This window comes from Streptomyces sp. NPDC053474 (assembly GCF_044544845.1).
Classification (GTDB): Bacteria; Actinomycetota; Actinomycetes; order Streptomycetales; family Streptomycetaceae; genus Streptomyces.
Genome location: NZ_JBITXV010000004.1, coordinates 539,124 through 563,283, shown reverse-complemented (window position 1 = coordinate 563,283; position 24,160 = coordinate 539,124). Strand labels below are relative to the sequence as shown.

The window sequence follows — 24,160 nt, the reverse complement described above, 5'->3', positions numbered from 1 at the left end:
GCTACCAGCGCTCCCGCGCGGTGCCATATCCGAACCATCCAACGGAGGCCCTGCGGTGAACGAACTGCCGCAACAGCTGGCCAATGGACTCATCCTCGGCGCGATGTACGGTCTCATCGCGATCGGCTACACGATGGTCTACGGAATCGTCCAGCTCATCAACTTCGCCCACGGCGAGATCTTCATGGTCGGCGGCTTCGGCGCCCTCACCGTCTCCCTGTGGCTCCCCGACGGATTCTCCCTGCTCGCCGCGATCCCCATCATGATCATCGGCGGCATCATCTGCTCCGTCGCCGTCGGCACCGCAGCCGAACGCTTCGCCTACCGCCCCCTGCGCGGAGCACCACGACTCGCCCCCCTCATCACCGCCATCGGCCTGTCCATCCTGCTCCAACAAGCCGTATGGAAGTGGTACCCCGAAGCCAAGAAGGACCGTTCCTTCCCGCAATTCAGCGGCGACCCCGTCCATGTCTTCGGCGCCGACATCCAACGCGGCGACTTCTTCCTCGTCATCGCCGCCCCCGCCTGCATGCTCATCCTCGGCTGGTACGTCAACAAAACCCGCTCCGGACGCGGCATGCAGGCCACCGCACAAGACCCCGACACCGCCAAGCTCATGGGCATCAACACCGACCGCATCATCGTCATGGCCTTCGCCATCGGCGCCGCCTTCGCCGCCATCGCCGCCGTCGGATACGGCCTCCACAACGGCCAAGTCGGCTTCAAAATGGGCTTCATCATGGGCCTCAAAGCCTTCACCGCAGCCGTACTCGGCGGCATCGGCAACATCTACGGCGCCATGCTCGGCGGCATCGTCCTCGGCGTCGCCGAAGCCCTCGCCACCGGCTACATGGGCGACGTACCCGGCATGGAACAGTTCGGCGGCGGCGCCTGGAAGGACGTATGGGCCTTCGCCCTCCTCATCCTCGTCCTCCTCCTCAGGCCCCAAGGGCTCCTAGGCGAACGCGTCGCGGATCGGGCGTGATACCCATGACCACCAAAACCCCCAACACCCCGGACGCCCCCCAGCTCGCCAAGAACCACACCGGCGCCCCCACCTCCACCCTCCCCCTCCCCGAACCCCTCGCCCGCCTCCTCGTCCTCATCGGCTCCACCGCAGCCCTCATCGGCACCTTCCTCGCCTGGACCTGGACCGACGACTTCCCTGGCGACCTCACCGTCACCGGCTACCCCGGCGGCCTCCAACTCATCACCCTCACCGGCGCCGCCCTCACCCTCCTCTTCACCCTCGCCACCTACCGCATCCGCGGCCTCAACTGGCTCCTCCCCGGCGGCACCAACAGCCCCACCCTCCTCCTCACCCTCGGCGTCCTCGGCACCACCGGCTACACCATGGGCGCCATCTCCGACCACCTCGGCGGCATCGTCAACCTCGAACCCGGCGCCTGGGTCTCCGGCATCGGCGCCCTCATCGCCACCATCGGCGCCCTCGGCCTCCCCTCCGACACCCCCGACACCGACAACACCACCAACCCCTGGCAACGCCTGCGCCACAGCCTCAAAGCACCCGCACCCAAACGCGCCAAACCACTCCCCGAAGCCATCGAAATCCTCATCATCGCCGCCTCCTTCGGCATCGGCCTCTACGTCCTCGCCTACGGCATCGAGGCCTACACCGAACTCTTCATCGGCTTCCTCATCACCGCCGGATTCAGCGCCACCGCACTCCACCGCGCCGGACTCATCCCCCGCCTCAACACCCTCACCACCAAACACCGCAACGTCACCCTCACCGCCGCCATCATCGCCGCCGCCCTCTTCCCCTTCACCCAGAGCGACGCCAGCTACGCCCTCATCGGCGTCAACATCCTCATCTTCGCCACCGTCGCCCTCGGCCTGAACGTCGTCGTCGGCCTCGCCGGACTCCTCGACCTCGGCTACGTCGCGTTCCTCGGCGTCGGCGCCTACACCGCGGCCCTCGTCTCCGGCTCCCCCGCCTCCACCTTCGACGTCCACTTCCCCTTCTGGGCCGCCGTCCTCACCGGCGCCGCCGTCTCCCTCACCTTCGGCGTCATCATCGGCGCCCCCACCCTGCGCCTCCGCGGCGACTACCTCGCCATCGTCACCCTCGGCTTCGGCGAGATCTTCCGCATCACCATGAACAACCTCAACGGAAGCGCCGGCCCCGACCTCACCAACGGCGCCCAAGGCATCCCCAACATCCCCGACCTCAAAATCCTCGGCTGGGACCTCGGCACCGAACACGAAATCCTCGGCTTCACCCTCAGCAGACCCGCCAACTACTACCTGCTGATGCTCTTCTTCACCGCCGTCGTCGTCCTCGTCTTCCGCCGCAGCGGCGAATCCCGCATCGGCCGCGCCTGGGTCGCCATCCGCGAAGACGAAACCGCCGCCACCGCCATGGGCATCAACGGCTTCCGCGTCAAACTCATCGCCTTCGCCCTCGGCGCCACCCTCGCCGGATTCGCGGGCACCGTCCAAGCCCACGTCTCCTACAGCATCACCCCCGAGCAATACCTCTTCGCCAACACCGTCCCACCCAACTCCGCCTTCCTCCTCGCCGCCGTCATCCTCGGCGGCATGGGCACCATCAGCGGCCCCCTCATCGGCGCCGCCCTCCTCTACCTCATCCCCGCCAAACTCCAGTTCCTCGAGGACTACCAACTCCTCCTCTTCGGCCTCGCCCTCATCCTGCTCATGCGCTTCCGGCCCGAAGGCCTCGTCGCCAACAAGCGCGCCCAGCTCGAGTACCACGAGACCGACCAACTCGACGTACCCGACCAGCAGAAACTCCCCGAAGGCACCGTCGGCGTCAGCAAGGCGGGGGCGTGACCACCATGACGACCACCACCACAACCACCGTCCTCCAAGCCACCGGCGTCACCATGCGCTTCGGCGGCCTCACCGCCGTACGCTCCGTCGACCTCACCGTCAACACCGGCGAAATCGTCGGCCTCATCGGACCCAACGGCGCCGGAAAAACCACCTTCTTCAACTGCCTCACCGGCCTCTACGTCCCCACCGAAGGCACCGTCGCCTACAAAGGCACCGTCCTGCCCTCCAAACCCCACCTCGTCACCGACGCAGGCATCGCCCGCACCTTCCAGAACATCCGGCTCTTCGCCAACATGACCGTCCTGGAAAACGTCCTCGTCGGACGCCACACCCGAACCAAAGAAGGCCTCTGGTCCGCACTCCTACGCGGCCCCGGCTTCAAAAAGGCCGAAGCCGCATCCCACACCAGAGCCATGGAACTCCTCGAATTCATCGGCCTCGCCCACAAAGCCGACCACCTCTCCCGCAACCTCCCCTACGGCGAACAGAGGAAACTGGAGATCGCCCGCGCCCTCGCCAGCGAACCCGGACTCCTCCTCCTCGACGAACCCACCGCGGGCATGAACCCCCAAGAAACCCGCGCCGCCGAAGAACTCGTCTTCGCCATCCGCGACCAAGGCATCGCCGTCCTCGTCATCGAGCACGACATGCGATTCATCTTCAACCTCTGCGACCGCGTCGCCGTCCTCGTCCAAGGCGAAAAACTCGTCGAAGGCACCTCCGCAACCGTCCAAGCCGACGAACGCGTCATCGCCGCCTACCTCGGCACCCCCTTCGAAGGCGCACCCGGCGCCGCCGAAATCGCCGAAGTCGAAGCCGCCGAAGCCCACCAAGAAGCCCCCACCACCCCCAGCGACACCCCGCCGGACCCACCCCACACCGAGGAAGACAGCGCCCCCCGCGCCACCGGCCCGGAAGGAACAGCCAAGTGACCGCACTCCTAGAGGTCGAAGACCTCAGAGTCGCCTACGGCAAGATCGAAGCCGTCAAAGGCATCTCCTTCACCGTCGAAGCCGGCCAAATCGTCACCCTCATCGGCACCAACGGCGCAGGCAAAACCACCACCCTGCGCACCCTCTCCGGCCTCCTCAAACCCTCCGCCGGAAAAATCAACTTCGACGGACAACCCCTCCACGGAATCCCCGCACACAAAATCGTCGCCCTCGGACTCGCCCACTCCCCCGAAGGCCGCCACATCTTCCCCCGCCTCACCATCGTCGAAAACCTCCTCCTCGGCGCCTACCTCCGCGACGACAAAGAAGGAATCGACAAAGACATCCAACGCGCCTACGAACTCTTCCCCATCCTCGGCGAACGCCGCAAACAAGCCGCAGGCACCCTCTCCGGCGGCGAACAACAAATGCTCGCCATGGGCCGCGCCCTCATGTCACGCCCCAAACTCCTCATGCTCGACGAACCCTCCATGGGCCTCTCCCCGATCATGATGCAGAAAATCATGCAGACCATCAGCGAACTCAAGGCCCAAGGCACCACCATTCTCCTCGTCGAACAGAACGCCCAAGCCGCGCTCTCCCTCGCCGACCACGGCCACGTCATGGAAGTCGGCCGCATCGCCCTCTCCGGCACCGGGCGCGACCTCCTCCACGACGAATCCGTCCGCAAGGCCTACCTCGGCGAGGACTAGGCCTGGCCCCTGGGCCCGACGCAGCGAGGAGGGCGGCCACCCCATCAGGGTGGCCGCCCTCCTCGCTCCGCTCCGTGTCCGGCTTCCCGCCGGTGGGAATTGCTCGCGCAGTTCCCCGCGCCCCTGACGGGGCACCCCCCTCAGCCCTTCGACGCCTTCTTCTCCTCGGCGTCCTCGATGACCGCCTCCGCCACCTGCTGCATCGACAGCCGACGGTCCATCGACGTCTTCTGGATCCACCGGAACGCCGCGGGCTCCGTCAGGCCGTACTCCGTCTGCAAGATCGACTTCGCCCGGTCCACCAGCTTCCGCGTCTCCAGGCGCTGCGTGAGGTCCGCGACCTCCTTCTCCAGCGTCTTCAGCTCCGTGAACCGCGACACCGCCATCTCGATCGCCGGTACGACGTCACTCTTGCTGAACGGCTTCACCAGGTACGCCATGGCGCCCGCGTCCCGGGCGCGCTCCACCAGGTCCCGCTGCGAGAACGCCGTCAACATCAGGACCGGGGCGATCGACTCCTCCGCGATCTTCTCCGCCGCGGAGATCCCGTCCAGGACGGGCATCTTCACGTCCAGGATCACCAGGTCCGGCTTGTGCTCCCGGGCCAGCTCGATCGCGGTCTCACCGTCACCGGCCTCACCGACGACCGTGTAGCCCTCCTCCTCCAGCATCTCCTTGAGGTCGAGGCGGATGAGTGCCTCGTCCTCAGCGATGACGACGCGGGTCGTCAGGGGCGGGACGTGCGACTGGTCGTCGGACGCGTCTACGGCCTTGGGCGACTCGGGCGGGGTCACGGGGGCTCCTCGGGACGGGGCAAGTTGTTGCTTGCCCCGAGCCTACCTAGCTCCTGTATGTTTGAGGCACCGAGGGGGTAAGCTAACCTTCGGTTCGAAGAAGCTCCGGTAGTCCAATCGGTAGAGACGATACCCTCAAAAGGTATTCAGTGTGGGTTCGAATCCCACCCGGGGCACTTTGCCTTTAGATCGAAGGCGTGAGCACGATTGGCGATCTTCACTCCTGGCAGTGAACGCGCCTTCGAATTCACTCGCCCCGTGCGCGGCGCCGTCAGGATCAGCCGCATGTACGACATGGGCACACGCAAGCGCGCGCTAGCGCTGGTGGCGCAGGGTCGGAGTCTGAACTCCGTCAGCAAGGAAATCGGGATCTCGCGCGCAGCGATTCGTTCCTGGCAGACCCGCGTCGAACCGCTGAAAGGCCGAGCGGCCGCCTGCCCCAGATGCGACGACGTTCCCGGCAAGCCGACCGACCAGGCCGCGTACTCCTATTTGCTCGGCCTCTACCTCGGCGACGGCTGCCTGAGCTACCTTCACCGCGGGGTCTACTTCCTGCGTATCGCCTGCGCGGACGCCTGACCGGGGCTGATCGATGCCTGCGCCGAGGCCATGCAGACCTTGCGCCCCGACAACAAGGTCTTCCGCGCCCAGCGGCAGGGCTGCCAGAACGTCACGTGTTACAGCAAGCACTGGCCGTGTCTCTTCCCGCAGCACGGCCCCGGCAGGAAGCACGAACGAACCATCGCTCTCGAATCCTGGCAACAGGACATCGTCGACGCTCACCCCTGGGAATTCATCCGGGGGCTCATCCACTCCGACGGGTGCCGGATCACCAACTGGACGACCCGGGTCGTCGCGGGTGAGCGGAAGCGCTATGAGTACCCCCGGTACTTCTTCACGAACACGTCCACCGACATAGTCGGGCTCTTCACCGGCACCCTCGACCGGCTCGGCGTGGAGTGGAAGACCCTGAACCAGAGCCGCGCCGCCGTGACGGTCTCCGTCGCCCGCAAGGCCTCCGTAGCCCTCATGGACGCGTACGTCGGGCCGAAGTACTGAACCCGCCCGGGGTCAGCGGGAGGGCTCACCGATGTGGTGCACGCGCACCAGGTTCGTGGAGCCGGAGACTCCGGGCGGGGAGCCCGCCGTGATGATGACCGTGTCGCCCGGCTGGCAGCGGCCGATCTTGAGGAGGTGCTCGTCGACCTGGGCGACCATCGCGTCGGTGGAGTCGACGTGCGGGCCGAGGAAGGTCTCGACGCCCCAGGTGAGGTTGAGCTGGGAGCGGGTGGCCGGGTCGGGGGTGAAGGCCAGGAGGGGGATCGGCGAGCGGTAGCGCGAGAGGCGCTTGACGGTGTCGCCGGACTGGGTGAAGGCGACGAGGAACTTGGCGCCGAGGAAGTCGCCCATCTCGGCGGCGGCGCGGGCGACGGCGCCGCCCTGGGTGCGGGGCTTGTTGCGTTCGGTCAGGGCCGGGAGGCCCTTGGCGAGGATGTCTTCCTCGGCGGCTTCGACGATGCGGGCCATGGTACGGACGGTCTCGATGGGGTATTTGCCGACGCTGGTCTCGCCGGAGAGCATGACGGCGTCGGTGCCGTCGATGACGGCGTTGGCGACGTCGCTGGCCTCGGCGCGGGTGGGCCGGGAGTTGTCGATCATCGAGTCGAGCATCTGGGTGGCGACGATGACGGGCTTGGCGTTGCGCTTGGCGAGTTTGACGGCGCGCTTCTGGACGATGGGGACCTGTTCCAGGGGCATTTCGACGCCGAGGTCGCCGCGGGCGACCATGATGCCGTCGAAGGCGGCGACGATGTCGTCGATGGCATCGACGGCCTGGGGCTTTTCGACCTTGGCGATGACGGGGAGGCGGCGGTTCTCCTCGTCCATGATGCGGTGGACGTCGTCGATGTCGCGGCCGCTGCGGACGAAGGAGAGGGCGATGACGTCGAAGCCGGTGTGCAGGGCCCAGCGGAGGTCGGCTTCGTCCTTGTCGGAGAGGGCGGGGACGGAGACGGCGACGCCGGGGAGGTTGAGGCCCTTGTTGTCGGAGACCATGCCGCCTTCGATGACGGTGGTGGTGACGCGGGGGCCGTCGACGGCGGTGACTTCGAGGGTGACTTTGCCGTCGTCGACGAGGATGCGTTCGCCGGCGGTGACGTCGTCGGCGAGGCCGGTGTAGGTGGTGCCGCAGATGTGGCGGTCGCCGGGGACGTCGGGTTCGACGGTGATGGTGAACTCGTCGCCGCGTTCGAGGAGTACGGGGCCTTCGGTGAAGCGGCCGAGGCGGATCTTCGGGCCTTGAAGGTCGGCGAGGATGCCGACGCTGCGGCCGGTCTCGTCGGCGGCCTTGCGCACGCGCTGGTAGCGGTCCTCGTGGTCGGCGTAGCTGCCGTGGCTGAGGTTGAAGCGTGCCACGTCCATTCCGGCTTCGACCAGGGCCTTGATCTGGTCGTAGGTGTCGGTGGCGGGTCCCAGGGTGCAAACGATTTTCGCTCGGCGCATGTCTTCGACAGTAGGCCTTACTGGTCGGTAGTGGATTGGTTGGGCGTGACTACTCAACAACCGTTGGATGAAAGGCTTTTGACAACTGTTGAAGTGTGCGCGGACCTGCTCTGATGAGCATGTTCAAGGGTCGTCGGAGTGGTGTGGGTGGCTCACAGTTGCGGGGGGTTCATGGTGAAGCGTGCGTTGACTTGGGCGTAGACGGATTGGCGTTGGGGTTCGAGGTCGAGTGCGGGGGTGGCTTCGGGGCCGCCGGCGAAGGCGGCGCGGGCCATTCCGGGGGGTGCGGGGTAGGCGTAGTCGGGGGTGTGGTCGGTGCCGATGTCGGCGAGTTCGACGAGGGCGTCGAGGGTGGTGCCGAGGGCTTCGGCGTATTCGCGGGCGCGTTGGACGGCTTCTTTGACGGCTTGTTGGCGGGCGGTGCGGTGGGCGGGCGAGGTGGGGCGCAGGGACCAGTAGGGGCCGTCGACGTGGGTGAGGTCGTGGTCGGCGATGCGGGTGGTGAGTTCGCCGAGGGCGGTGAAGTCGGCGAGTTCGGCGCTGATGTGGACGCGGCCGTGGTAGGTGCGGACGCGTTCGCCTTTGCCGCGTTTGGTGAGTTCGGGGGTGATGGAGAAGGCGCCTGTTTCGATGTGTTCGACGGCCTCGCCGTAGGTTTTGATGAGGGTGATGACGTCGGTGTTGCGGCGGGTGAGGTGGGTGAGGGCGTCGCGGCGGTCGGTGCCGCGGGCGGTGACGGTGATGCCGATGCGGGCGATTTCGGGGTCGACTTCGAGGCGGGCTTCGCCGCGGACTGCTAGGCGGGGTGCGTCGGGGGTGCCGTAGGGGGTGGTGGGTGTCTGTTCGTGGGTGGTCATGGGTTCCACTGTGGCACTGGGGCGGGATGTGGGGTGGTCATCGGATCGAAACCTCGTGGGGGTGTTGTCGTGGGGGGCTTCTGAGCCAGAATCTACGCGCGTCGCCAGCGTGCGCGTAGATCACGAAGGTTCATGAGGGAGTCGTCATGCCGCTCGACAGAAGGTCTTTCCTGGGGAGTTCCGCCGCCGCGGGTGCGGGGGTGGCGCTCGCGGGTCCCGCGGTGTCCGCCGAGGCGGCGCCCGCCGCGCGGCCGGGCAAGGAGCCGAGGCGGTATGCGTTCACGGTGATGGGGACGACGGATCTGCACGGGAACGTCTTCAACTGGGATTACTTCACGGACCGGGAGTTCGACGACAGGGACCACAATGATGTGGGGCTGGCGAAGATCTCGACGTTGGTGTCGCGGGTGCGTGCGGAGAAGGGGCGTCGCAATACGCTGTTGATCGACGCGGGTGACACGATTCAGGGTACGCAGTTGTCGTACTACTACGCGAAGGTGGATCCGATCACCGCGGCGCGGGGTCCGGTGCATCCGATGGCGCGGGCGATGAATGCGATCGGGTATGACGCGGCGGCGCTCGGGAACCATGAGTTCAACTATGGGATTCCGGTGTTGCGGAAGTTCCAGGAGCAGTGTGATTTCCCGCTCCTTGGGGCGAACGCGTTGGATGCGAAGTCGCAGCGGCCTGCTTTCCCGCCGTACAGCATGCATCGGTTGCGGACGCCGCACGGCCGGGATGTGCGGGTGGCGGTGCTCGGTCTGACGAATCCGGGGATCGCGATCTGGGACAAGGCGCACGTTCAGGGCAAGATGACGTTTCCGGGGCTTGAGGAGCAGGCGGCGAAGTGGGTGCCGCGGCTGCGTTCGATGGGTGCGGACGTGGTGATCGTGTCGGCGCATTCGGGGTCGAGTGGCACGTCGTCGTACGGGGATCAGTTGCCGTATGTGGAGAACGCGGCGGCGTTGGTGGCGGAGCAGGTGCCGGGGGTCGACGCGATTCTGGTGGGGCACGCGCACACCGAGATTCCCGAGTACTGGGTGGAGAACAAGGCGACGGGCAAGAAGGTGGTGCTTTCGGAGCCGTTGAAGTGGGGGCAGCGGTTGACGTTGTTCGACTTCGACGTGGTGTGGTCGAAGGGCCGTTGGCGGGTGGAGAAGGTGGGGGCGAAGGTCCTGAACTCCAACGCGGTGGCGGAGGACGAGCGGATTACGCGGCTGTTGGCGGGTGAGCACCGGAAGGTCGTGGCGTACGTCAATCAGGTCATTGGTACGTCGAAGGCGGCGATGAGTACGGCGGAGGGTCCGTACAAGGATGTGCCGATCATTGATCTGATCAGTCATGTGCAGGCGGAGACGGTGCGGGCGGCGCTCGCGGGTGGTCCGTACGGGAAGCTTCCTGTGCTGTCGCAGGCGTCGTGCTTCTCGCGTACGGCGGGCATTCCGGCGGGTGAGGTGACGATCCGGGACGCGGCGGGTCTGTATCCGTTCGAGAACACGCTGGAGGCGCGGGTGCTGACGGGTGCGCAGTTGAAGGACTATCTGGAGTTCTCGGCGCGCTATTACGTGCGGACGGCGCCGGAGGCGCCGGTGGATCCGGCGCGGCTGACGAACGCGGAGGGGGTGCCGGACTACAACTACGACGCGTTGTACGGGGTGGCGTACGACGTGGACATCGCGCAGCCGGTGGGTTCGCGGATCGTGGGGTTGCGGTTCGAGGGGAAGCCGGTGGATCCGGCGGCCGAGTTCGTGTTGGCGGTGAACAACTACCGGGCGAGTGGGGGTGGAAATTTCCCGCATGTAGCGAGGGCGAAGCAGGTGTGGGCGCATTCGGATGAGATCCGTAACACGATCATCGCGTGGGTGAAGGCGAAGGGCACGGTCGACCCGGCGGAATTCGCGCGGGTGGACTGGCGGTTGACGCGTGCGGGGATTCCGGTGTTCTGAGGGTGTTCTGAGGTGGGGGGGGTGTCGCGATGCATGAGGATCTTGCGGCCGCGCTGGCGGTGGTGCGGCGTGATCTGTCGGCCACGTGTGCGGTGCAGCCGATCGTCCGTGAGGAGGTGGACTTCGACGGGGATCCGCTGGTGATGCTGTATGAGGCGGATGGTTCGGGGGTGGGGGTTTCGGTGCCCGCGGGGGTGGGTCCTGCGGAGCAGGTGGCGGAGTTGGCGGAGCAGGTGAGGGACTGGGCGGTGGAGGCGTTGGCGGCGTTGTTGTTGCCCGCGACGTGGCCGGAGTGTCCCGACCATCCGCTGGGGCATCCGTTGGGTGCGCGGGTGGTCGGGAGTGTGGCGGTGTGGTCGTGTCCGCGGTCGGGGCGGGTGGTGGCGCCGGTGGGGGCGTTGGCGGAGGTGGCCGGGGGCTGAGGGCCCGGGGTTTTGGGGTCAGTTCTTCAGGTGGACGAGGGTGCCGCGCTGTTCTCCGCCGGGGCGGGGGGTGGCGCGGTGCGTCGGTTGGTGGAGTCCGAAGTGGGTGAAGGCGGTGCGTTGGGGCTGGGGGTAGGGCTCTTTCCCGGTGAGGGAGTTGAGGATGCCGGCGCTGCGCCAGGCGGCGAGGCCGAGGTCGGGGGCGCCGACGCCGTGGGTGTGGCGTTCGGCGTTCTGTACGTAGATGGTGCCGGTGATGGAGGGGTCGAGGGCGAGGCGGTGGTGTTCGTCGATGCGGGGGCGGTCGGCGGAGTCGCGGCGGAGGTAGGGGGTGAGTCCGGCGAGGAGGCGGTCGAGGGGGCGTTCGCGGTAGCCGGTGGCGAGGATGACGGCGTCGGTGGTGAGGCGGGAGCGGGTGCCTTGTTCGACGTGTTCGAGGTGGAGTTCGACGCGGGTGGTGGCGACGCGTCCCGCGGTGCGGACGTTGACGCCGGGGGTGAGGACGGCGTCGGGCCAGCCGCCGTGGAGGGTGCGCTGGTAGAGCTCGTCGTGGATGGCGGCGATGGTGTCGGCGTCGATGCCTTTGTGGAGTTGCCACTGGCCGGGGACGAGCTGGTCGCGGACGGTTTCGGGCAGGGCGTGGAAGTAGCGGGTGTAGTCGGGGGTGAAGTGTTCGAGGCCGAGCTTGGAGTACTCCATGGGGGCGAAGGCGGGGGTACGGGCGAGCCAGTGGAGCTTTTCGGCGCCCGGGGGGCGGTGGCGGAGCAGGTCGAGGAAGACTTCGGCGCCGGACTGTCCTGAGCCGATGACGGTGATGTGGTCGGCGGTGAGGAAGCGGTCGCGGTGCAGGAGGTAGTCGGCGGCGTGGATGACGGGGACGGTGGGGGCGTCGGCGAGGGGCTTGAGGGGTTCGGGGACGTGGGGGGCGGTGCCGATGCCGAGGACGATGTTCTTGGCGTGGGTGCGGCCGAGGGCTTCGGCTTCGCCGTCGGCGTCGAGTTGGGTGAAGTCGACGTCGAACAGGTCGTGTTCGGGGTTCCAGCGGACGGCGTCGATCTGGTGGCCGTAGTGGAGCTGGGGGAGGTTGTCGCTGACCCAGCGGCAGTAGGCGTCGTATTCGGCGCGCTGGATGTGGAAGCGCTCGGCGAAGTAGAAGGGGTAGAGGCGTTCGCGGGTCTTGAGGTAGTTGAGGAATGACCAGGGGTTGGCGGGGTCGGCGAGGGTCACGAGGTCGGCGAGGAAGGGGACTTGGAGGGTGGCGCCGTCGATGAGGAGGCCGGGGTGCCAGTGGAAGGCGGGGCGCTGTTCGTAGAAGGCGGCGTCGAGGCCGAGGGGCTGGGCGAGGGCGGCGAGGGAGAGGTTGAAGGGGCCGATGCCGATGCCGACCAGGTCGTGGGGGTTGTCGGGGGTGGTGGGTGGCTGGGGGGCCTGGTCGGGGGTGCCTGGTGGGCGCGTCGGGGTCATCGGGGGGTGGTTCCTTCCACGAGCTTGAGCAGGGTGGTGAGGTCGTCGGGGGTGGTGTGGGGGTTGAGGAGGGTGGCTTTGAGCCAGCGGCGGCCGTCGAGTTGGGCGCGGCCGAGGACGGCGGTGCCGTCGGTGAGGAGGGTGCGGCGGATGTGGGCGATGTGGTCGTCGTTGGCGTGGGTGGGGCGGAAGAGGACGGTGCTGATGGTGGGGGCGGCGTAGAGGTCGAAGCGGGGGTGGGCGGCGATGGCGTCGGCGAGGCGGTGGGCTTGGGCGCAGACGTGGTCGACGAGGGCGCCGAGGCCGGTGCGGCCGAGGGCCTTGAGGGTGATGGCGATCTTGAGTGCGTCGGGGCGGCGGGTGGTGCGCAGGGAGCGGCCGAGGAGGTCGGGCAGGCCTGCTTCGGTGTCGTCGTCGGCGTTGAGGTAGTCGGCGCGGTGGGTGAGGGCGTGGGTGTCGGCGGGGTCGCGGACGGTGAGGATTCCGGCGGCGGCGGGTTGCCAGCCGAGTTTGTGCAGGTCGAGGGTGACGGTGTCGGCGCGGTCGAGGCCGTTGAGTTTGCTGCGGTGGGTGTCGCTGAAGAGGAGTCCGGCGCCGTAGGCGGCGTCGACGTGGAGGCGGGCGCCGTGGGTGGCGCACAGGTCGGCGATGGCGGGGAGGGGGTCGATGAGACCGGCGTCGGTGGTGCCCGCGGTGGCGGTGACGAGGAGGTCGGTGGGGTGGGTGGCGTGTGTGGTGAGGGCCGTGGCGAGGGCGTCGGGGTCGAGGACGCCGGTGGGTGCGGGGACGGTGTGGGGGGCGGGCAGGCCGAGGAGCCAGGCGGCGCGGTGCAGGGAGTGGTGGGCGTTGGCGCCGGTGAGGATGCGCAGGGGGCGGCCGTGGGCCCTGGCGCGTTCGCGGGCGAGGAGCAGGGCGAGTTGGTTGGACTCGGTGCCGCCGGTGGTGATGAGGGCGTCGCCGCGGCCGTGGACCTCGGTGGCGAGGGTGGTGGTGAGGAGGGCTTCGAGGGCGGAGGCGGCGGGGGCCTGGTCCCAGGAGTCGAGGGAGGGGTTGAGCGCGGAGGCGGCGAGGTCGGCGGCCGCGGCGAGGGCGAGCGGCGGGCAGTGCAGGTGGGCGGCGCAGAGGGGTTCGGCGGGGTCGGCGGCGCCGTGGGCGGTGGCGTGGACGAGGGTGCGCAGGGCGGTGTGGGCGCCGGTGCCGTGGGTGGGCAGCAGGGGGTGGGCGGCGGCGTGGACACGGGCGGCGACGGTGGTGGGGCCGCCGGGCGGGAGGGGGCCGCCGCGGGCTGCCGCGCCGTCGCGGAGGGCGTCCAGGGCGACGGTGAGCAGGGGGTGGAGGGCGTCGGGGCCGTGGGCGCCCCCGGCGAGGGGCGGCGGGGTGCGCATGGGTGGTGACCTCCGGTGGGCGGACGGGGTCACCAGCCTGGTGGGTGGGGGTGGGGTGTGCGGTGGGGTGGGGGTTTCGGAACCCGAAAGGGGTACGGCTGTGCGGGGAAATCGTGTCTGCGCGGGGTGGAGATGCTAGGGGGTGGGGCGGGCCTCGCCGGGGGCTTCCCCGAGCCCGCCCCTTCCCGGGACCAGGGGGCTCCGCCCCCTGGTTCCCCGTCCGTCGGCGCTGCGCGCCTCGTTCTCAAACGCCGGACGTCGTACGGAAGTCGTCCGCGTGGTCCTTGGCCCATTGGGCGTACGTGCGGGCCGGGGTGCCGGTGACGGTCTGGACGGTGGTGGTCAGGGGCGGGGCGGTGTCGACGGTGGCGGCGAGGGAGGCGACGAAGCCGGGGACGAGGTCGGCGGGGATGAGGGGGAACATGTCGGGGACGACGTCCTGGGGCGGTATCTCGGTGTAGGTGAGCGGGCGGCCGAGGGCGTGACCGAGGGCGGCGATCTGTTCCTCGGTGGTGATGGCTTCGGGGCCGGTGAGGACGTGGACGGCGCCGGTGTGGCGTTCCAGGAGGCTGTGGCGGGCGACGGCGGCGATGTCGGCTTCGTGGATGGGCGAGTTGACGCCTCGGGCGTAGGGGCCGCGTACGGTGTCGCCCGCGTGGATCTGCCAGGCCCACTGGAGGGTGTTGGTGGCGAAGACGCCGGGGCGCAGGAAGGTCCAGTCGAGGCCGCTGTCTCGGACGTCCTGTTCGAGGGTGCGGTGCCAGGTGTGGATGAACGACTCGTGCTCGTCGGGCGCGTCCTCGACGGCGATGCTGGAGAGGACGGTGACGTGCTGGACACCGGCGGTGCGGGCGGCGGCGAGGAACGCGGCGGTGTGGGTGCCGGTGACGGAGGCGTGCAGGAAGAGGGCGTCGGCGCCGTCGAACTGGGCGGTCATGTCGGCGGGTTCGGCGCTGACGGTGAGGCGGGTGAGCTCGGCGGTGGCGGGCAGGTGGGCGCGGTTCGGGTCGCGGACGAGGGCGCGTACGGGGGTGTCGGTGGCGGTGAGCTGGTGGACGAGGGCGCTGCCGACGTTTCCGGTGGCTCCGCTGACGACGATCATGGTGGGCTCCTGGGGTGTGCGGGTGGGCCGGGCCGTTGGTCCGGTCCGCTGTGTGCACGACCCTAGGCAACCGGAGGGGTTCTCCGGATCGTCGTGAGGGCGGAGCTCGGCCTAGGGCATCGGTCCTAGGCCGAGCGGCGGGGTCAGCCCTGTTCGGCCTTGCGGCGCACGCGCAGGGCCCGGGCCAGGTCGTCGAGCTGGTCGGCGAGGCGGCGGCGCAGCGCCGGGGTGAGGTCGGTGCGGGCCAGGCAGGCCTCACCGAGGCGCAGCGTCTCGTCGTCGGCGGTGGAGGGGAAGGCGTGGCGGCCGGTGGCGTCGGCGATGGCGGGGCCGCGCCGGGCGGCGAGGTCGACGGCGTCGTCGAAGTAGCGGGCCAGGTAGGGGCGTACGAGGTCGTCCTGTTCGGGCTGCCAGAAGCCCTGGGCGGTGGCGATGAACAGGGAGTTGGACAGGGCGTCGGTGGTGAACAGGGCGTCCCAGGCGCGGCGTTTGGCGTCGGGGTGGGGCAGGGCGGCGCGGCAGCGGGCGGCGCCTTCCTGGCCGGTGGCGCTGGGGTCGCGGCGCAGTTCGGCGGCGATGGTGTCCTCGTCGGCCTCGCCGAGGACGGCGAGGCGGGCGAGGGCGCGCCAGCGCAGCTCGGGGTCGAGTTCGGGGCCGCCGGGCACGGCGCCCTGGGCGAGCCAGGTGTGCAGGGGCTCGGCCTGGGTGGCGGCGTCGATGAGGCCGCGTACGGCGATGAGGCGCAGGCCGGGGTCGGAGCCGTCCTCGGTGTGGCGGACGATGTCGTGGCACAGGGCGTCGAGGGTGGCGAGGGCGGCGGGGCGCCGGGCGCGGGGGGTGTAGTGGTCGGCGATGACGGTGCCCGCGAAGGTGAGGACGCCGGAGACGAGGGCGAGGTCGGTCTCGGCGGGCAGGTGGGTGCGGGCGGTGTCGAGGTAGAGGGCGGGTTCGAGGTCGCCGTCGCGGACCATGTCGCGCAGCGCGTTCCACAGGACGGCGCGGGTGAGCGGGTCGGGCACGCTGGACAGGGAGCGCAGGGCGGTGTCCTGGGAGACCGGGTCGAGACGGATCTTGGCGTACGTCAGGTCGTGGTCGTTGGGGACGATGAGGGCGGGGCAGCCGCCGTCGCGCGGGGTGGGCGGGGACTGTTCGGGCAGGTCGGTCTCGTAGCGTTCGCGCAGGACGAGCTGGCGGCCGTCGGAGAGGTCGCGGTCGTAGACGCCGACGGCGACGCGGTGGGGGCGGCTGCCGTCGCGGTCCAGGCGCAGGGTCCAGGAGCGGCCGCTGTGGCTGACGGTCGGGGTGAAGGTGTCGACGCCGGTGGTGCGCAGCCAGGCCTCGGCCCAGGCGTGGACGTCGCGGTCGGTGGCGGAGGCGAGGTTGTCGATGAAGTCGGCGAGGGTGGCGTTGGCGAACTTGTGGCGGGCGAAGTGGGCGTTGATGCCCGCGAGGAAGTCCTTCTCGCCGAGCCAGGCGACGAGCTGGCGCAGGGCGCTGGCGCCCTTGGCGTAGGAGATGCCGTCGAAGTTGAGCAGGGCGGAGGCGGTGTCGGGCACGGCGTCGGGGGCGGGGGCGACGGGGTGGGTGGAGGGGCGCTGGTCGGCGTCGTAGCCCCAGGACTTGCGGGCGACGCCGAAGTCGACCCAGGTGTCTTTGAAGCGGCTGGCTTCGGTGAGGGTCTGGTAGCCCATGTACTCGGCGAAGGACTCGTTGAGCCAGATGTCGTCCCACCACTTCAGGGTCACCAGGTCGCCGAACCACATGTGGGCCATCTCGTGGGCGACGACCATGGCGCGGGTCTGGCGCTGGGTGTCGGTGACGGCGGAGCGGTAGACGAATTCGTCGCGGAAGGTGACGAGGCCGGGGTTCTCCATGGCGCCGGCGTTGAACTCGGGGACGAACGCCTGGTCGTAGGAGTCGAAGGGGTAGGGCTCGGCGAACTTCTCGTGGTAGCGGTCGAAGCAGGCGCGGGTGACGTCGAGGAGTTCGTCGGCGTCGGCGTCGAGGTGGGGGGCGAGGGAGCGGCGGCAGTGGAGGCCGAAGGGCAGGCCGCGGTGTTCGGTGCGCACGGAGTGCCAGGGGCCCGCGGCGACGGCGACGAGGTAGGTGGGCAGCGGGGGTGTGGGGGCGGCCGTCCAGGCGCCGTCGCCGGTGTGCTCGGTGACGCTGTTGGCGAGGACGGTCCAGCTCGTGGGGGCGGTGACGGCCAGCTGGAAGACGGCCTTCAGGTCGGGCTGGTCGAAGGCGGCGAAGACGCGCTGGATGTCGTCGAGGAAGAGCTGGGTGTAGACGTACGTCTCGCCGTCGGTGGGGTCGGTGAAGCGGTGCAGGCCCTCGCCGGTGCGGGAGTAGCGCATGGCGGCGTCGACGGTGAGCCGGTGCTCCCCCGCGGTGAGGCCGGTCAGGGGGAGCCTGTTGTCCACCAGGGTGCCCGGGTCGAGGGGGGTGCCGTCGAGCGTGACGGAGCGCAGGTGCGCGGGCTTCAACTCGACGAACGTGTCGCCGTCCGCGGCGGCGGTGAAGGTGATCGCCGTGCGGGAGTCGAAGGTCTCCTCGCCGGTGGTGAGATCGAGGGCGATCTCGTACCGCTGTACGTCGAGGAGCTGGGCTCGGGTCTGCGCTTCGTCGCGCGTCAGTGCGGGCATCTGGCCATGGTGCCTGATGCGGCGGGGCACCTGGCAGGGGGTGGCCCGGCCGGGGAGGGGCTTGTGCGCGGGGGTGTGCGCCGCTCAGGCCTTCTCGTTCGCGATGGTCTCGTGGTGGCGGATGACCTCGGCGATGATGAAGTTCAGGAACTTCTCCGCGAAGGCGGGGTCGAGTTTGGCGTTCTCGGCCAGTTCGCGCAGGCGGGCGATCTGGCGGGACTCGCGGGCCGGGTCGGCGGGGGGCAACTGGTGGTTGGCCTTGAGGTGGCCGACCTGCTGGGTGCACTTGAAGCGTTCGGCGAGCATGTGGACGACCGCGGCGTCGATGTTGTCGATGCTGTCGCGCAGTCGGCTCAGCTCGGCGAGCACGGCGGGGTCGGCAGGCTCGGCGTGGTCGGCGTGGTGGTTCGTGGTCATGGCATGGGAGCCTACGTTGCCGTGCCGGGGCCGCCGGAGGTGAGGATGGGCGGGTCGTCCGGGTCGGGGACCTGCCGTGACCAGCCGCCGGGCACGGTGCGGCCCTGCTGGGCGCGGAAGCGCACCGGGGCCGTGCCGACGCGGCGGGTGAAGAGCCGGGAGAAGTAGGCGGGGTCGTCGTAGCCGACGCGGCGGGCGACGGCGGCGACGGGCAGTTCGGTGGCGGCGAGGAGTTCCTTGGCGCGGCCGAGGCGGATGCCGAGGAGGTAGTCCTTGGGGCTGCAGCCGGCGCCGCGGCGTACGGCGGTGCGCAGCTCGGCGGGGGTCATGCCGTGCCGGGCGGCGTGTTCGGCGATGGAGAGCGGCTGGAAGGCGTCGCGGGCCAGGGCCTGCAGGACGGGGTCGCCGTCGGGGGCGAGGTCGGCGCGGGCGCGGCGCAAGGCGACGAGGAGTTCGTGGACGGCGGCGGCGGTCTCGACCTCAAGGAGCGGGTTGCCGCGGCGGGCGGCGCGGGCGACGCGGGCGACGACGGCGCGGGCGGCGGCGGGGTCGGCCAGGGCGACGACGGGCCGCTGGGGTTCGATGTAGCCGAGTTCGGTGTAGGTGGCGGTGGCGGGCCCGGTGAAGTCGACGAAGCACTCGTCCCAGCCGGTGTGCGGGTCGGCGCCGTAGTGGTGGGGCACGCCGGGCACGAGCCAGATCAGGGCGGGCGCGGTGACGGGGGTGCGGTGCCCGTCGGGGGTGGCGTACCAGCCGCCGCCCGCGCTGACGACGAGGGCCACGTGGTGGTCGAGGGTGCGCGGGCCGACGGTGGGCAGGGTGCCGTGCTGGAGGCCGACGCCGAGGCAGACCAGGCCGAGACGGTGGTGGACGGGGCTCGGGGTGAAGTACCGCATCCAGGTGTGGTACATCCCTGCCGCCCTCCCGGTCCGTCGTGTCCGGCCGCGTCCGGAGGGGTCCGTTCGCGTCCGGGCGCGCCTAGTCCAATCGGGCTCGATCTTTGTCCATGGACCGGGCCGCCCGCCAGAGGCAATCGTGGCGGCTGTCGGCGGACCGGGAGGGGACAGGGTGAACGGCTTCAGGGTGGGCGAGGACGGCTTCGAGGTGGACGGGCGGCCGGTGCGGCTGCTGTCCGGGGCGCTGCACTACTTCCGGGTGCACGAGGCGCAGTGGGGGCACCGGCTTGCGATGCTGCGGGCGATGGGGCTCAACTGCGTGGAGACGTACGTGCCGTGGAACGTGCACGAGCCGCGTCCGGGGAAGTTCGACGACGTGGAGGCGCTCGGCCGGTTCCTGGACGCCGCGCACCGCGAGGGCCTGTGGGCGATCGTGCGGCCGGGCCCGTACATCTGTGCCGAGTGGGACAACGGGGGGCTTCCGGCGTGGCTGACCGGGGAGCTGGGGGCGCGGGTGCGCACGCGGGACGCGCGCTATCTGGCGCGGGTGGAGCGCTGGTTCGCGCGGCTGCTTCCGCAGGTCGTGGCGCGTCAGTACGACCGGGGCGGCCCGGTGGTCCTGGTGCAGGTCGAGAACGAGTACGGCAGCTACGGCTCGGACGGGGTGTACTTGCGCGCGCTCACGGAGCTGCTGCGCGGCCTGGGGGTCACGGCGGAGCTGTGCACGTCCGACGGGCCGGAGGACCACATGCTGACGGGCGGGAGCGTGCCGGGTGTCCTGGCGACGGTGAACTTCGGCTCGGGGGCGCGGGCGGGCTTCGACGTGCTGCGGCGGCACCGGCCCGTGGGGCCGTTGATGTGCATGGAGTTCTGGTGCGGCTGGTTCGACCACTGGGGTGCGGAGCACGTCGTGCGCGAGCCGGGGGACGCGGCCGGGGCGCTGCGGGAGATCCTGGAGTGCGGGGCGTCGGTGAACCTGTACATGGCGCACGGCGGGACGAGCTTCGCCGGGTGGGCGGGGGCGAACCGGGACGGCGGCGCGCTGCACGACGGGGCCTTGCGGCCGGATGTGACGTCCTACGACTACGACGCGCCGGTCGACGAGCGCGGGCGGCCCACGGCGAAGTTCTGGCTGTTCCGCGAGGTCCTCGCCGCGTACGCGGACGAGCCGCCGCCCGAGCCGCCGCCCGCTCCCGCGGCCCTTGGCGCGCCCGTCGTGGCGCGGCTCGACGCGTGGGCTCCGCTGGACGCGGTGGCCGCCCGGCTCGGCGGGCCGGAGGCCGAGTACGCGGTGCCGCCCACGTTCGAGGAGCTGGGGGTCGACCGGGGCCTTGTGCGCTACTCCTTCACGCTGCCCGCGCCGCGCGGGCCGTATCCGCTGAGCGTGCCGGGCCTTCGGGACCGGGCCGTGGTGTACGTCGACGGAGTGCGGGCCGGGGTGCTGACCGAGGACTCCCCCGCGCTGCCCGCCCCGGTGCCCGGGGGTGCGCGGGTCGAGCTGTGGGTGGAGTCGCTGGGGCGGGTCAGCTACGGGCCGCGGCTCGGGGAGGCGAAGGGGCTCACGGGTGGGGTGCTGCACGAGCGGCAGTACGTGCACGGGGTGCGGGCGGTGGGGGTGCCGCTCGGCGCGTTCGGCGCTGCAGCCTCGGTGCCGTCCGCCGGGGGCGGCGCGGGGGCGGGGCGGGCCGGTCTGTACCGGGGTGTGGTGGAGGTGGCCGGGGCGGGGGACGCGGTGCTTGAGCTGCCGGGGTGGACGCGGGGCTTCGTGTGGGTGAACGGCTTCTGTCTCGGGCGGTATTGGGGGGTAGGGCCGCAGCGGGGGCTGTATGTGCCGGGGCCGGTGCTGCGGGAGGGGGGCAACGCGGTGTGGGTGCTTGAGGTGGAGGGGGTGGGGGGTCCGGCGGAGGTGCGGCTGCGGTAGCCCGCGTGGGACGCCCCAGGCCCGCCCCTTCCCGGTCCGGGGGTTGCGCCCCCGTGCCCCCGCTTGATCGGCGCTTCGCGCCTCGTCCTCAAACGCCGGACGGGCTGAAAGATCCAGCCCCTCCGGCGTTTCAGGCCTCCCGCACCTCGAAGGTGTCCAGGACGAACTCCGCCGTCCCGTGGTCGCCGACCTTGCGGAGGCCCACCCAGGCCTCGCCCTCCCCCGGCGCGGTGAACTCGTAGGAGAGGGTCGTGGGGGTGAGGGCCACCGGGAGGGGCTCGCGGGAGAGTTCGCGGGGGGTGGGGGTGTCGACGGCGGTGACCCAGGCGTACTGGCCCGCGGTCTCGTTCGCGTAGCGGAAGGACACCCGGTACCGCTTCCCGGCGACGAAGCGGACCGTGTGCGGCACGGTGCGGTAGACGAGGCCCTCGTTCTCGCCGCGGGACTTGAGGGACTGGCCGCCGTCCACGACGTCGTCGACGGCCTTGCCGTTCCAGCCGCGCTGGGTGAAGGGGGCGTGCCGCTGCGCGATGTGGGTGCGCGGGTCGGTGACGCCCCCGGCGTCGCCCTTGACGAAGGGCCCCCAGCCCTGGGGCACGTGCTCGAAGTCCTCGCGGCACAGGACGCCTCGGGGAGGGCGGGGCCCGGGCGCGGCGGGCACGACGCGGACGTTGTCGAAGCGGACGCGGGCCCGCCCGGCGGCGGCGCGCAGCGCGAGCCGTACGGGCCCGCCGCCCTCGGGCACGGTGAAGGGGGTGAACAGGCGCTGGAAGCGGGTGCCGTGCTTGCGGTCGGCGGCGACGTGGTTCCCGGCGGTGGAGGTGGCGGTGTGGTTCGCGGCGGTGACGCCGTCGGCGGTGCGGACCTCCAGGGTCGCGGTGCGCTCCTCGCCCGCCCGTTCGCCGACCTCGACCTGGACGGAGGCGACGTACGAGCCGGGGGCGAGGCGGCGCAGGCGCTGGGTGACGCGGGCGGCGGCGCCGGGGGCGATGACCAGTTCGTGGTCGCCCAGGGCGCTGCGGACGACGGTGGCGGGCCCGGTGACCTGCCAGGCGTCCAGGGTGCCCGCGTGGAAGCCGGGGTCGCGCAGGGGGGTGCCCTGGCCCCAGTCGGGGTCGGGCAGGGCGCGGGGGCGGGTGCGGTAGACGACGTAGGGCTGTGCGGCGCGGGCGTCGACGGTGATCTGCCCGGCGCGGACGGGCAGGGCGCGCTCGTGGACGCGGCCCTGGTCGGTGAGGCGGTACAGGTGCACCGTGCGGGTGCCCGCCCAGCCGCGCGGCAGGGTCCAGCGGCTGCTGCCGCCGCGGGGGTTGTAGTGGTAGAGCTTCGCGGGGTCGGTGGCGCGGCGGGGTTCCCAGGGCAGCAGGTAGGTGCCGTCGTCGTAGACCGGGTGGCCGTCGGTGGTGATGCGGCGGGTGCCGTCGGTGTCGGTCACGGAGGTGGCGCCCGCGCCGAAGAAGGTGATCTCGTGGTCGGTCCACGTTCTGATGGGGTGGGCCTGGAGGTATTTGGCGGGCAGCGCGTGGGTCCAGATCAGGTCGTAGAACGCGGTCCAGTCGGTCTTGCCGACCCAGCCCTCGTAGTTGCCCATGCGGGCGATGCCGAGGAGGGTGGGCCACTTGTCGGCGAAGACGTCCTTCTGGTGGTGGCGGATGAAGCGGATCAGCTGGGAGTTGATGCCGCGCGAGGTGTCGGGGCCGTAGTCGGTCTCGGTGGCCCAGTGGGACCAGACGGCGGAGCGTTCGAAGCCGTGGCCCCATTCGGTGGTGAGGGTCCAGCCCTGCTCGCGCAGGGCGCGCTGGAGCCGGTCGGAGGTCCAGCCGGACTCGCGGAACACGTCGATGTAGAGGGTGTCGAGCGCCCGGTGGGTCTCGCGGCGCAGGTCGGCGAAGCGGCGGACGATGTCGCCGGAGACGAGGTCGCGGCGCTGGTCGATGCGGTAGCTCTGGTCGAGCCAGTCCCACTGCGGGTTGGTCTTGTCGACGAGCTTCTCGGAGAAGGCGCGGGCGACGGGGTAGGACTCGGTGGCGTTGACGTGGACGCCGAAGTCGCTGTTCCACTCGGCGCCTTCGCGGAGCAGGGTGTTGAGGTCGTCGAGGCCGCCGGCGCGGGTGTTGTAGTTGCCCGCGTAGTCGGGGTGGGCGGAGTCGTGGCCCTCGGACTGGTAGCCCTTGAGGAGGGTGTACTGGCGCAGGCCGTCGGTGGCCAGGTGGATGCGTTTGACCTCGTCGAGGGTGGCGAGGAAGGGGTTGGTGGCCTGCGAGGCGAAGTTGAAGGGGATGTGCGGGACGACGCGCAGGTGCTGCTCGTCGGCGCCGAGGGGGTTCACCATGATGTCGCGGAAGGCGATCGCGGCGTCCTGCCAGTCGACGGTGCCGTCGCCGTTGCGGTCGCCGGTGATGACGACGGTGGCGTAGGGCAGGGGTTCGGTGGCGTCGAGGGGCGCGGTGGCGGCGCGGTGGGTCCACTGGCCGGGGGTGAGGCGGGCTTCGGTGCGGCCGTCGGCGCGGAGGGTCTGGCGCCACAGCCGGCCGTTGTCCCAGCTGGTCTCGGCGGTGGGCTTGTCGTAGCCGGTGTTGGTCTCGACGGCGCCGCCGAGCCGGTCGTGCGCGAGCACGGCGTAGGCGCAGCCCGTGGGTGCCTGGGCGGGGGTGTCCGCGGCGAGCCGGACGAGGGTGTCGCCGCTCTTGGCCTTGTCGAGTTGTACGCGGGCGGCGAGGAGGGTCGCGCCGGGCTGGTCGCTGCGGACGGACAGCAGGGCGAGGCCGGGCACGCGGAGGGTGCCGACGCGCAGGGCCGCGGTGTCCCGGATGCGGGTGACGCGCCAGTGGACGTGGCGGCCCTCGACGGAGATCTCCACGTCGATGCGGGTGCCGCCCTCGAAGGTGAGGACGTAGGCGGCGCGGTCGTCGCGGGTCGTCGCGGTGACCTGAGGGGTGTGTTCCTTGTCGTCGATGAGGAGCGTGGTGACGGGGTCGGCCTGTGCGTGCAGCACGGCGCCGCTCGCGCGGTCGGTGTACGACACGACGCGGGGGAAGGCGGTGGCGACGCGGACGTCGAGGGCGGCCGAGCGCAGCACCGCCTCGGCGGCGCGCGGACCGGCGGCGGGCCCGGCGTGCGCGGCGTGCGCCGTGGTCGCGCCCACGGCGGCGCCCAGTGAGGCGAGTGCTCCGGTGGCGACGACGGCTCTGCGGCTCGGCCCGGACGGCTGTGACGGCAGCATGAACGCACCCCTTGGTGGGAGGTAATCCGTGACGGTCACGATGCGCCGGGGCCGCGGGGGCCGCCCATGGACAAAGAAGCGGAAGGTCTTGGACTAAGCGCGGGACTTCAGCGTCTGCAGCGCC

The 24,160-nt window shown here is 70.6% G+C and carries 17 protein-coding genes, 1 tRNA gene and 1 pseudogene; 9 read left to right on the top strand and 10 right to left on the bottom strand.

The features are described 5' to 3' along the window. Window positions 1–55: 55 nt before the first annotated feature. The 4 genes from ACIG3E_RS12445 to ACIG3E_RS12430 are packed head-to-tail and all read left to right on the top strand — an operon-like array spanning window position 56 to window position 4,462. Window positions 56–985, top strand: coding sequence for a branched-chain amino acid ABC transporter permease (locus ACIG3E_RS12445; protein WP_399614620.1), 930 nt, complete (start codon window positions 56–58; stop codon window positions 983–985). Between the two features lie 5 nt (window positions 986–990). Next, window positions 991–2,814 (top strand): branched-chain amino acid ABC transporter permease, encoded by a 1,824-nt coding sequence (locus ACIG3E_RS12440; RefSeq protein WP_399614618.1) that lies wholly within the window; start codon window positions 991–993, stop codon window positions 2,812–2,814. Beyond that, on the top strand, window positions 2,811–3,749 hold the full coding sequence (locus ACIG3E_RS12435) for an ABC transporter ATP-binding protein (protein ID WP_399614616.1): 939 nt from the start codon (window positions 2,811–2,813) through the stop codon (window positions 3,747–3,749). The genes ACIG3E_RS12440 and ACIG3E_RS12435 overlap by 4 nt, the downstream gene beginning before the upstream one ends. After that, complete coding sequence (locus tag ACIG3E_RS12430) at window positions 3,746–4,462, top strand: ABC transporter ATP-binding protein (protein WP_399614613.1); 717 nt, start codon at window positions 3,746–3,748, stop codon at window positions 4,460–4,462. Before ACIG3E_RS12435 ends, ACIG3E_RS12430 begins: the two co-directional genes overlap by 4 nt. Window positions 4,463–4,602: 140 nt before the next feature. Here the strand turns inward: ACIG3E_RS12430 and ACIG3E_RS12425 are convergent, their stop codons facing one another. Then, complete coding sequence (locus tag ACIG3E_RS12425; RefSeq protein ID WP_366790698.1) at window positions 4,603–5,256, bottom strand: response regulator; 654 nt, start codon at window positions 5,254–5,256, stop codon at window positions 4,603–4,605. 102 nt (window positions 5,257–5,358) lie between these two features. Between ACIG3E_RS12425 and ACIG3E_RS12420 the strand changes: the two genes are divergently transcribed. After that, window positions 5,359–5,432: transfer RNA gene (locus ACIG3E_RS12420), tRNA-Leu, on the top strand. Between the two features lie 109 nt (window positions 5,433–5,541). Further along, a pseudogene (locus ACIG3E_RS12415) lies at window positions 5,542–6,315 on the top strand (transcriptional regulator). 12 nt (window positions 6,316–6,327) lie between these two features. Here ACIG3E_RS12415 and pyk read toward each other — a convergent pair. Next, window positions 6,328–7,758, bottom strand: a complete 1,431-nt coding sequence (gene pyk / locus ACIG3E_RS12410; RefSeq protein WP_399614610.1) for a pyruvate kinase — start codon at window positions 7,756–7,758, stop codon at window positions 6,328–6,330. A gap of 152 nt (window positions 7,759–7,910) precedes the next feature. Continuing rightward, the gene (locus tag ACIG3E_RS12405) at window positions 7,911–8,615 is read right to left on the bottom strand and encodes an SIMPL domain-containing protein (protein ID WP_399614608.1); all 705 of its coding nucleotides are present in this window, start codon (window positions 8,613–8,615) and stop codon (window positions 7,911–7,913) included. A 146-nt stretch (window positions 8,616–8,761) separates the two neighbouring features. Between ACIG3E_RS12405 and ACIG3E_RS12400 the strand changes: the two genes are divergently transcribed. Together ACIG3E_RS12400 and ACIG3E_RS12395 are read left to right on the top strand one after the other, a co-directional pair. Then, the gene (locus ACIG3E_RS12400; RefSeq protein ID WP_399614606.1) at window positions 8,762–10,561 is read left to right on the top strand and encodes a bifunctional metallophosphatase/5'-nucleotidase; all 1,800 of its coding nucleotides are present in this window, start codon (window positions 8,762–8,764) and stop codon (window positions 10,559–10,561) included. A 29-nt stretch (window positions 10,562–10,590) separates the two neighbouring features. Beyond that, entirely contained in the window at window positions 10,591–10,983 is a 393-nt protein-coding gene (locus ACIG3E_RS12395; protein WP_399614604.1) for a hypothetical protein, read from the top strand. Between the two features lie 18 nt (window positions 10,984–11,001). Here the strand turns inward: ACIG3E_RS12395 and ACIG3E_RS12390 are convergent, their stop codons facing one another. The 6 genes from ACIG3E_RS12390 to ACIG3E_RS12365 all read right to left on the bottom strand — a co-directional run bounded on the left by ACIG3E_RS12390 (window position 11,002) and on the right by ACIG3E_RS12365 (window position 18,907). Beyond that, the gene (locus ACIG3E_RS12390) at window positions 11,002–12,447 is read right to left on the bottom strand and encodes a lysine N(6)-hydroxylase/L-ornithine N(5)-oxygenase family protein (protein ID WP_399614602.1); all 1,446 of its coding nucleotides are present in this window, start codon (window positions 12,445–12,447) and stop codon (window positions 11,002–11,004) included. Beyond that, window positions 12,444–13,832 (bottom strand): pyridoxal phosphate-dependent decarboxylase family protein, encoded by a 1,389-nt coding sequence (locus tag ACIG3E_RS12385; protein WP_399614600.1) that lies wholly within the window; start codon window positions 13,830–13,832, stop codon window positions 12,444–12,446. Before ACIG3E_RS12385 ends, ACIG3E_RS12390 begins: the two co-directional genes overlap by 4 nt. 244 nt (window positions 13,833–14,076) lie before the next feature. After that, window positions 14,077–14,934 carry an SDR family oxidoreductase gene (locus tag ACIG3E_RS12380; protein ID WP_399614597.1) on the bottom strand — a complete coding sequence of 286 codons (858 nt, stop codon included), beginning with the start codon at window positions 14,932–14,934 and terminating at the stop codon, window positions 14,077–14,079. Between the two features lie 143 nt (window positions 14,935–15,077). Further along, window positions 15,078–17,579: an aminopeptidase N gene (gene pepN, locus ACIG3E_RS12375; protein ID WP_399614594.1), complete on the bottom strand. Its 2,502-nt coding sequence runs from the start codon at window positions 17,577–17,579 to the stop codon at window positions 15,078–15,080. Between the two features lie 84 nt (window positions 17,580–17,663). Then, a complete protein-coding gene (locus ACIG3E_RS12370) occupies window positions 17,664–17,996 on the bottom strand; it encodes a chorismate mutase (protein ID WP_399614591.1) in 333 nt (110 codons plus the stop codon). 11 nt (window positions 17,997–18,007) lie between these two features. Further along, entirely contained in the window at window positions 18,008–18,907 is a 900-nt protein-coding gene (locus ACIG3E_RS12365; protein ID WP_399614590.1) for a helix-turn-helix domain-containing protein, read from the bottom strand. A gap of 157 nt (window positions 18,908–19,064) precedes the next feature. Between ACIG3E_RS12365 and ACIG3E_RS12360 the strand changes: the two genes are divergently transcribed. Beyond that, window positions 19,065–20,813 carry a beta-galactosidase family protein gene (locus ACIG3E_RS12360; protein ID WP_399614587.1) on the top strand — a complete coding sequence of 583 codons (1,749 nt, stop codon included), beginning with the start codon at window positions 19,065–19,067 and terminating at the stop codon, window positions 20,811–20,813. 130 nt (window positions 20,814–20,943) lie between these two features. Here the strand turns inward: ACIG3E_RS12360 and ACIG3E_RS12355 are convergent, their stop codons facing one another. Continuing rightward, entirely contained in the window at window positions 20,944–24,036 is a 3,093-nt protein-coding gene (locus ACIG3E_RS12355; protein ID WP_399614584.1) for an endo-alpha-N-acetylgalactosaminidase family protein, read from the bottom strand. Window positions 24,037–24,160: the final 124 nt, after the last annotated feature.

Bases quoted from the DNA above. Each gene is read 5' to 3' on its own strand.
- ACIG3E_RS12440 (WP_399614618.1), top strand. From the start codon at position 991: ATGACCACCAAAACCCCCAACACCCCGGACGCCCCCCAGCTCGCCAAG.
- pyk (WP_399614610.1), bottom strand. From the start codon at position 7,758: ATGCGCCGAGCGAAAATCGTTTGCACCCTGGGACCCGCCACCGACACC.
- ACIG3E_RS12405 (WP_399614608.1), bottom strand. From the start codon at position 8,615: ATGACCACCCACGAACAGACACCCACCACCCCCTACGGCACCCCCGAC.
- ACIG3E_RS12400 (WP_399614606.1), top strand. From the start codon at position 8,762: ATGCCGCTCGACAGAAGGTCTTTCCTGGGGAGTTCCGCCGCCGCGGGT.
- ACIG3E_RS12395 (WP_399614604.1), top strand. From the start codon at position 10,591: ATGCATGAGGATCTTGCGGCCGCGCTGGCGGTGGTGCGGCGTGATCTG.
- ACIG3E_RS12390 (WP_399614602.1), bottom strand. From the start codon at position 12,447: ATGACCCCGACGCGCCCACCAGGCACCCCCGACCAGGCCCCCCAGCCA.
- ACIG3E_RS12385 (WP_399614600.1), bottom strand. From the start codon at position 13,832: ATGCGCACCCCGCCGCCCCTCGCCGGGGGCGCCCACGGCCCCGACGCC.
- ACIG3E_RS12380 (WP_399614597.1), bottom strand. From the start codon at position 14,934: ATGATCGTCGTCAGCGGAGCCACCGGAAACGTCGGCAGCGCCCTCGTC.
- pepN (WP_399614594.1), bottom strand. From the start codon at position 17,579: ATGCCCGCACTGACGCGCGACGAAGCGCAGACCCGAGCCCAGCTCCTC.
- ACIG3E_RS12370 (WP_399614591.1), bottom strand. From the start codon at position 17,996: ATGACCACGAACCACCACGCCGACCACGCCGAGCCTGCCGACCCCGCC.
- ACIG3E_RS12365 (WP_399614590.1), bottom strand. From the start codon at position 18,907: ATGTACCACACCTGGATGCGGTACTTCACCCCGAGCCCCGTCCACCAC.
- ACIG3E_RS12355 (WP_399614584.1), bottom strand. From the start codon at position 24,036: ATGCTGCCGTCACAGCCGTCCGGGCCGAGCCGCAGAGCCGTCGTCGCC.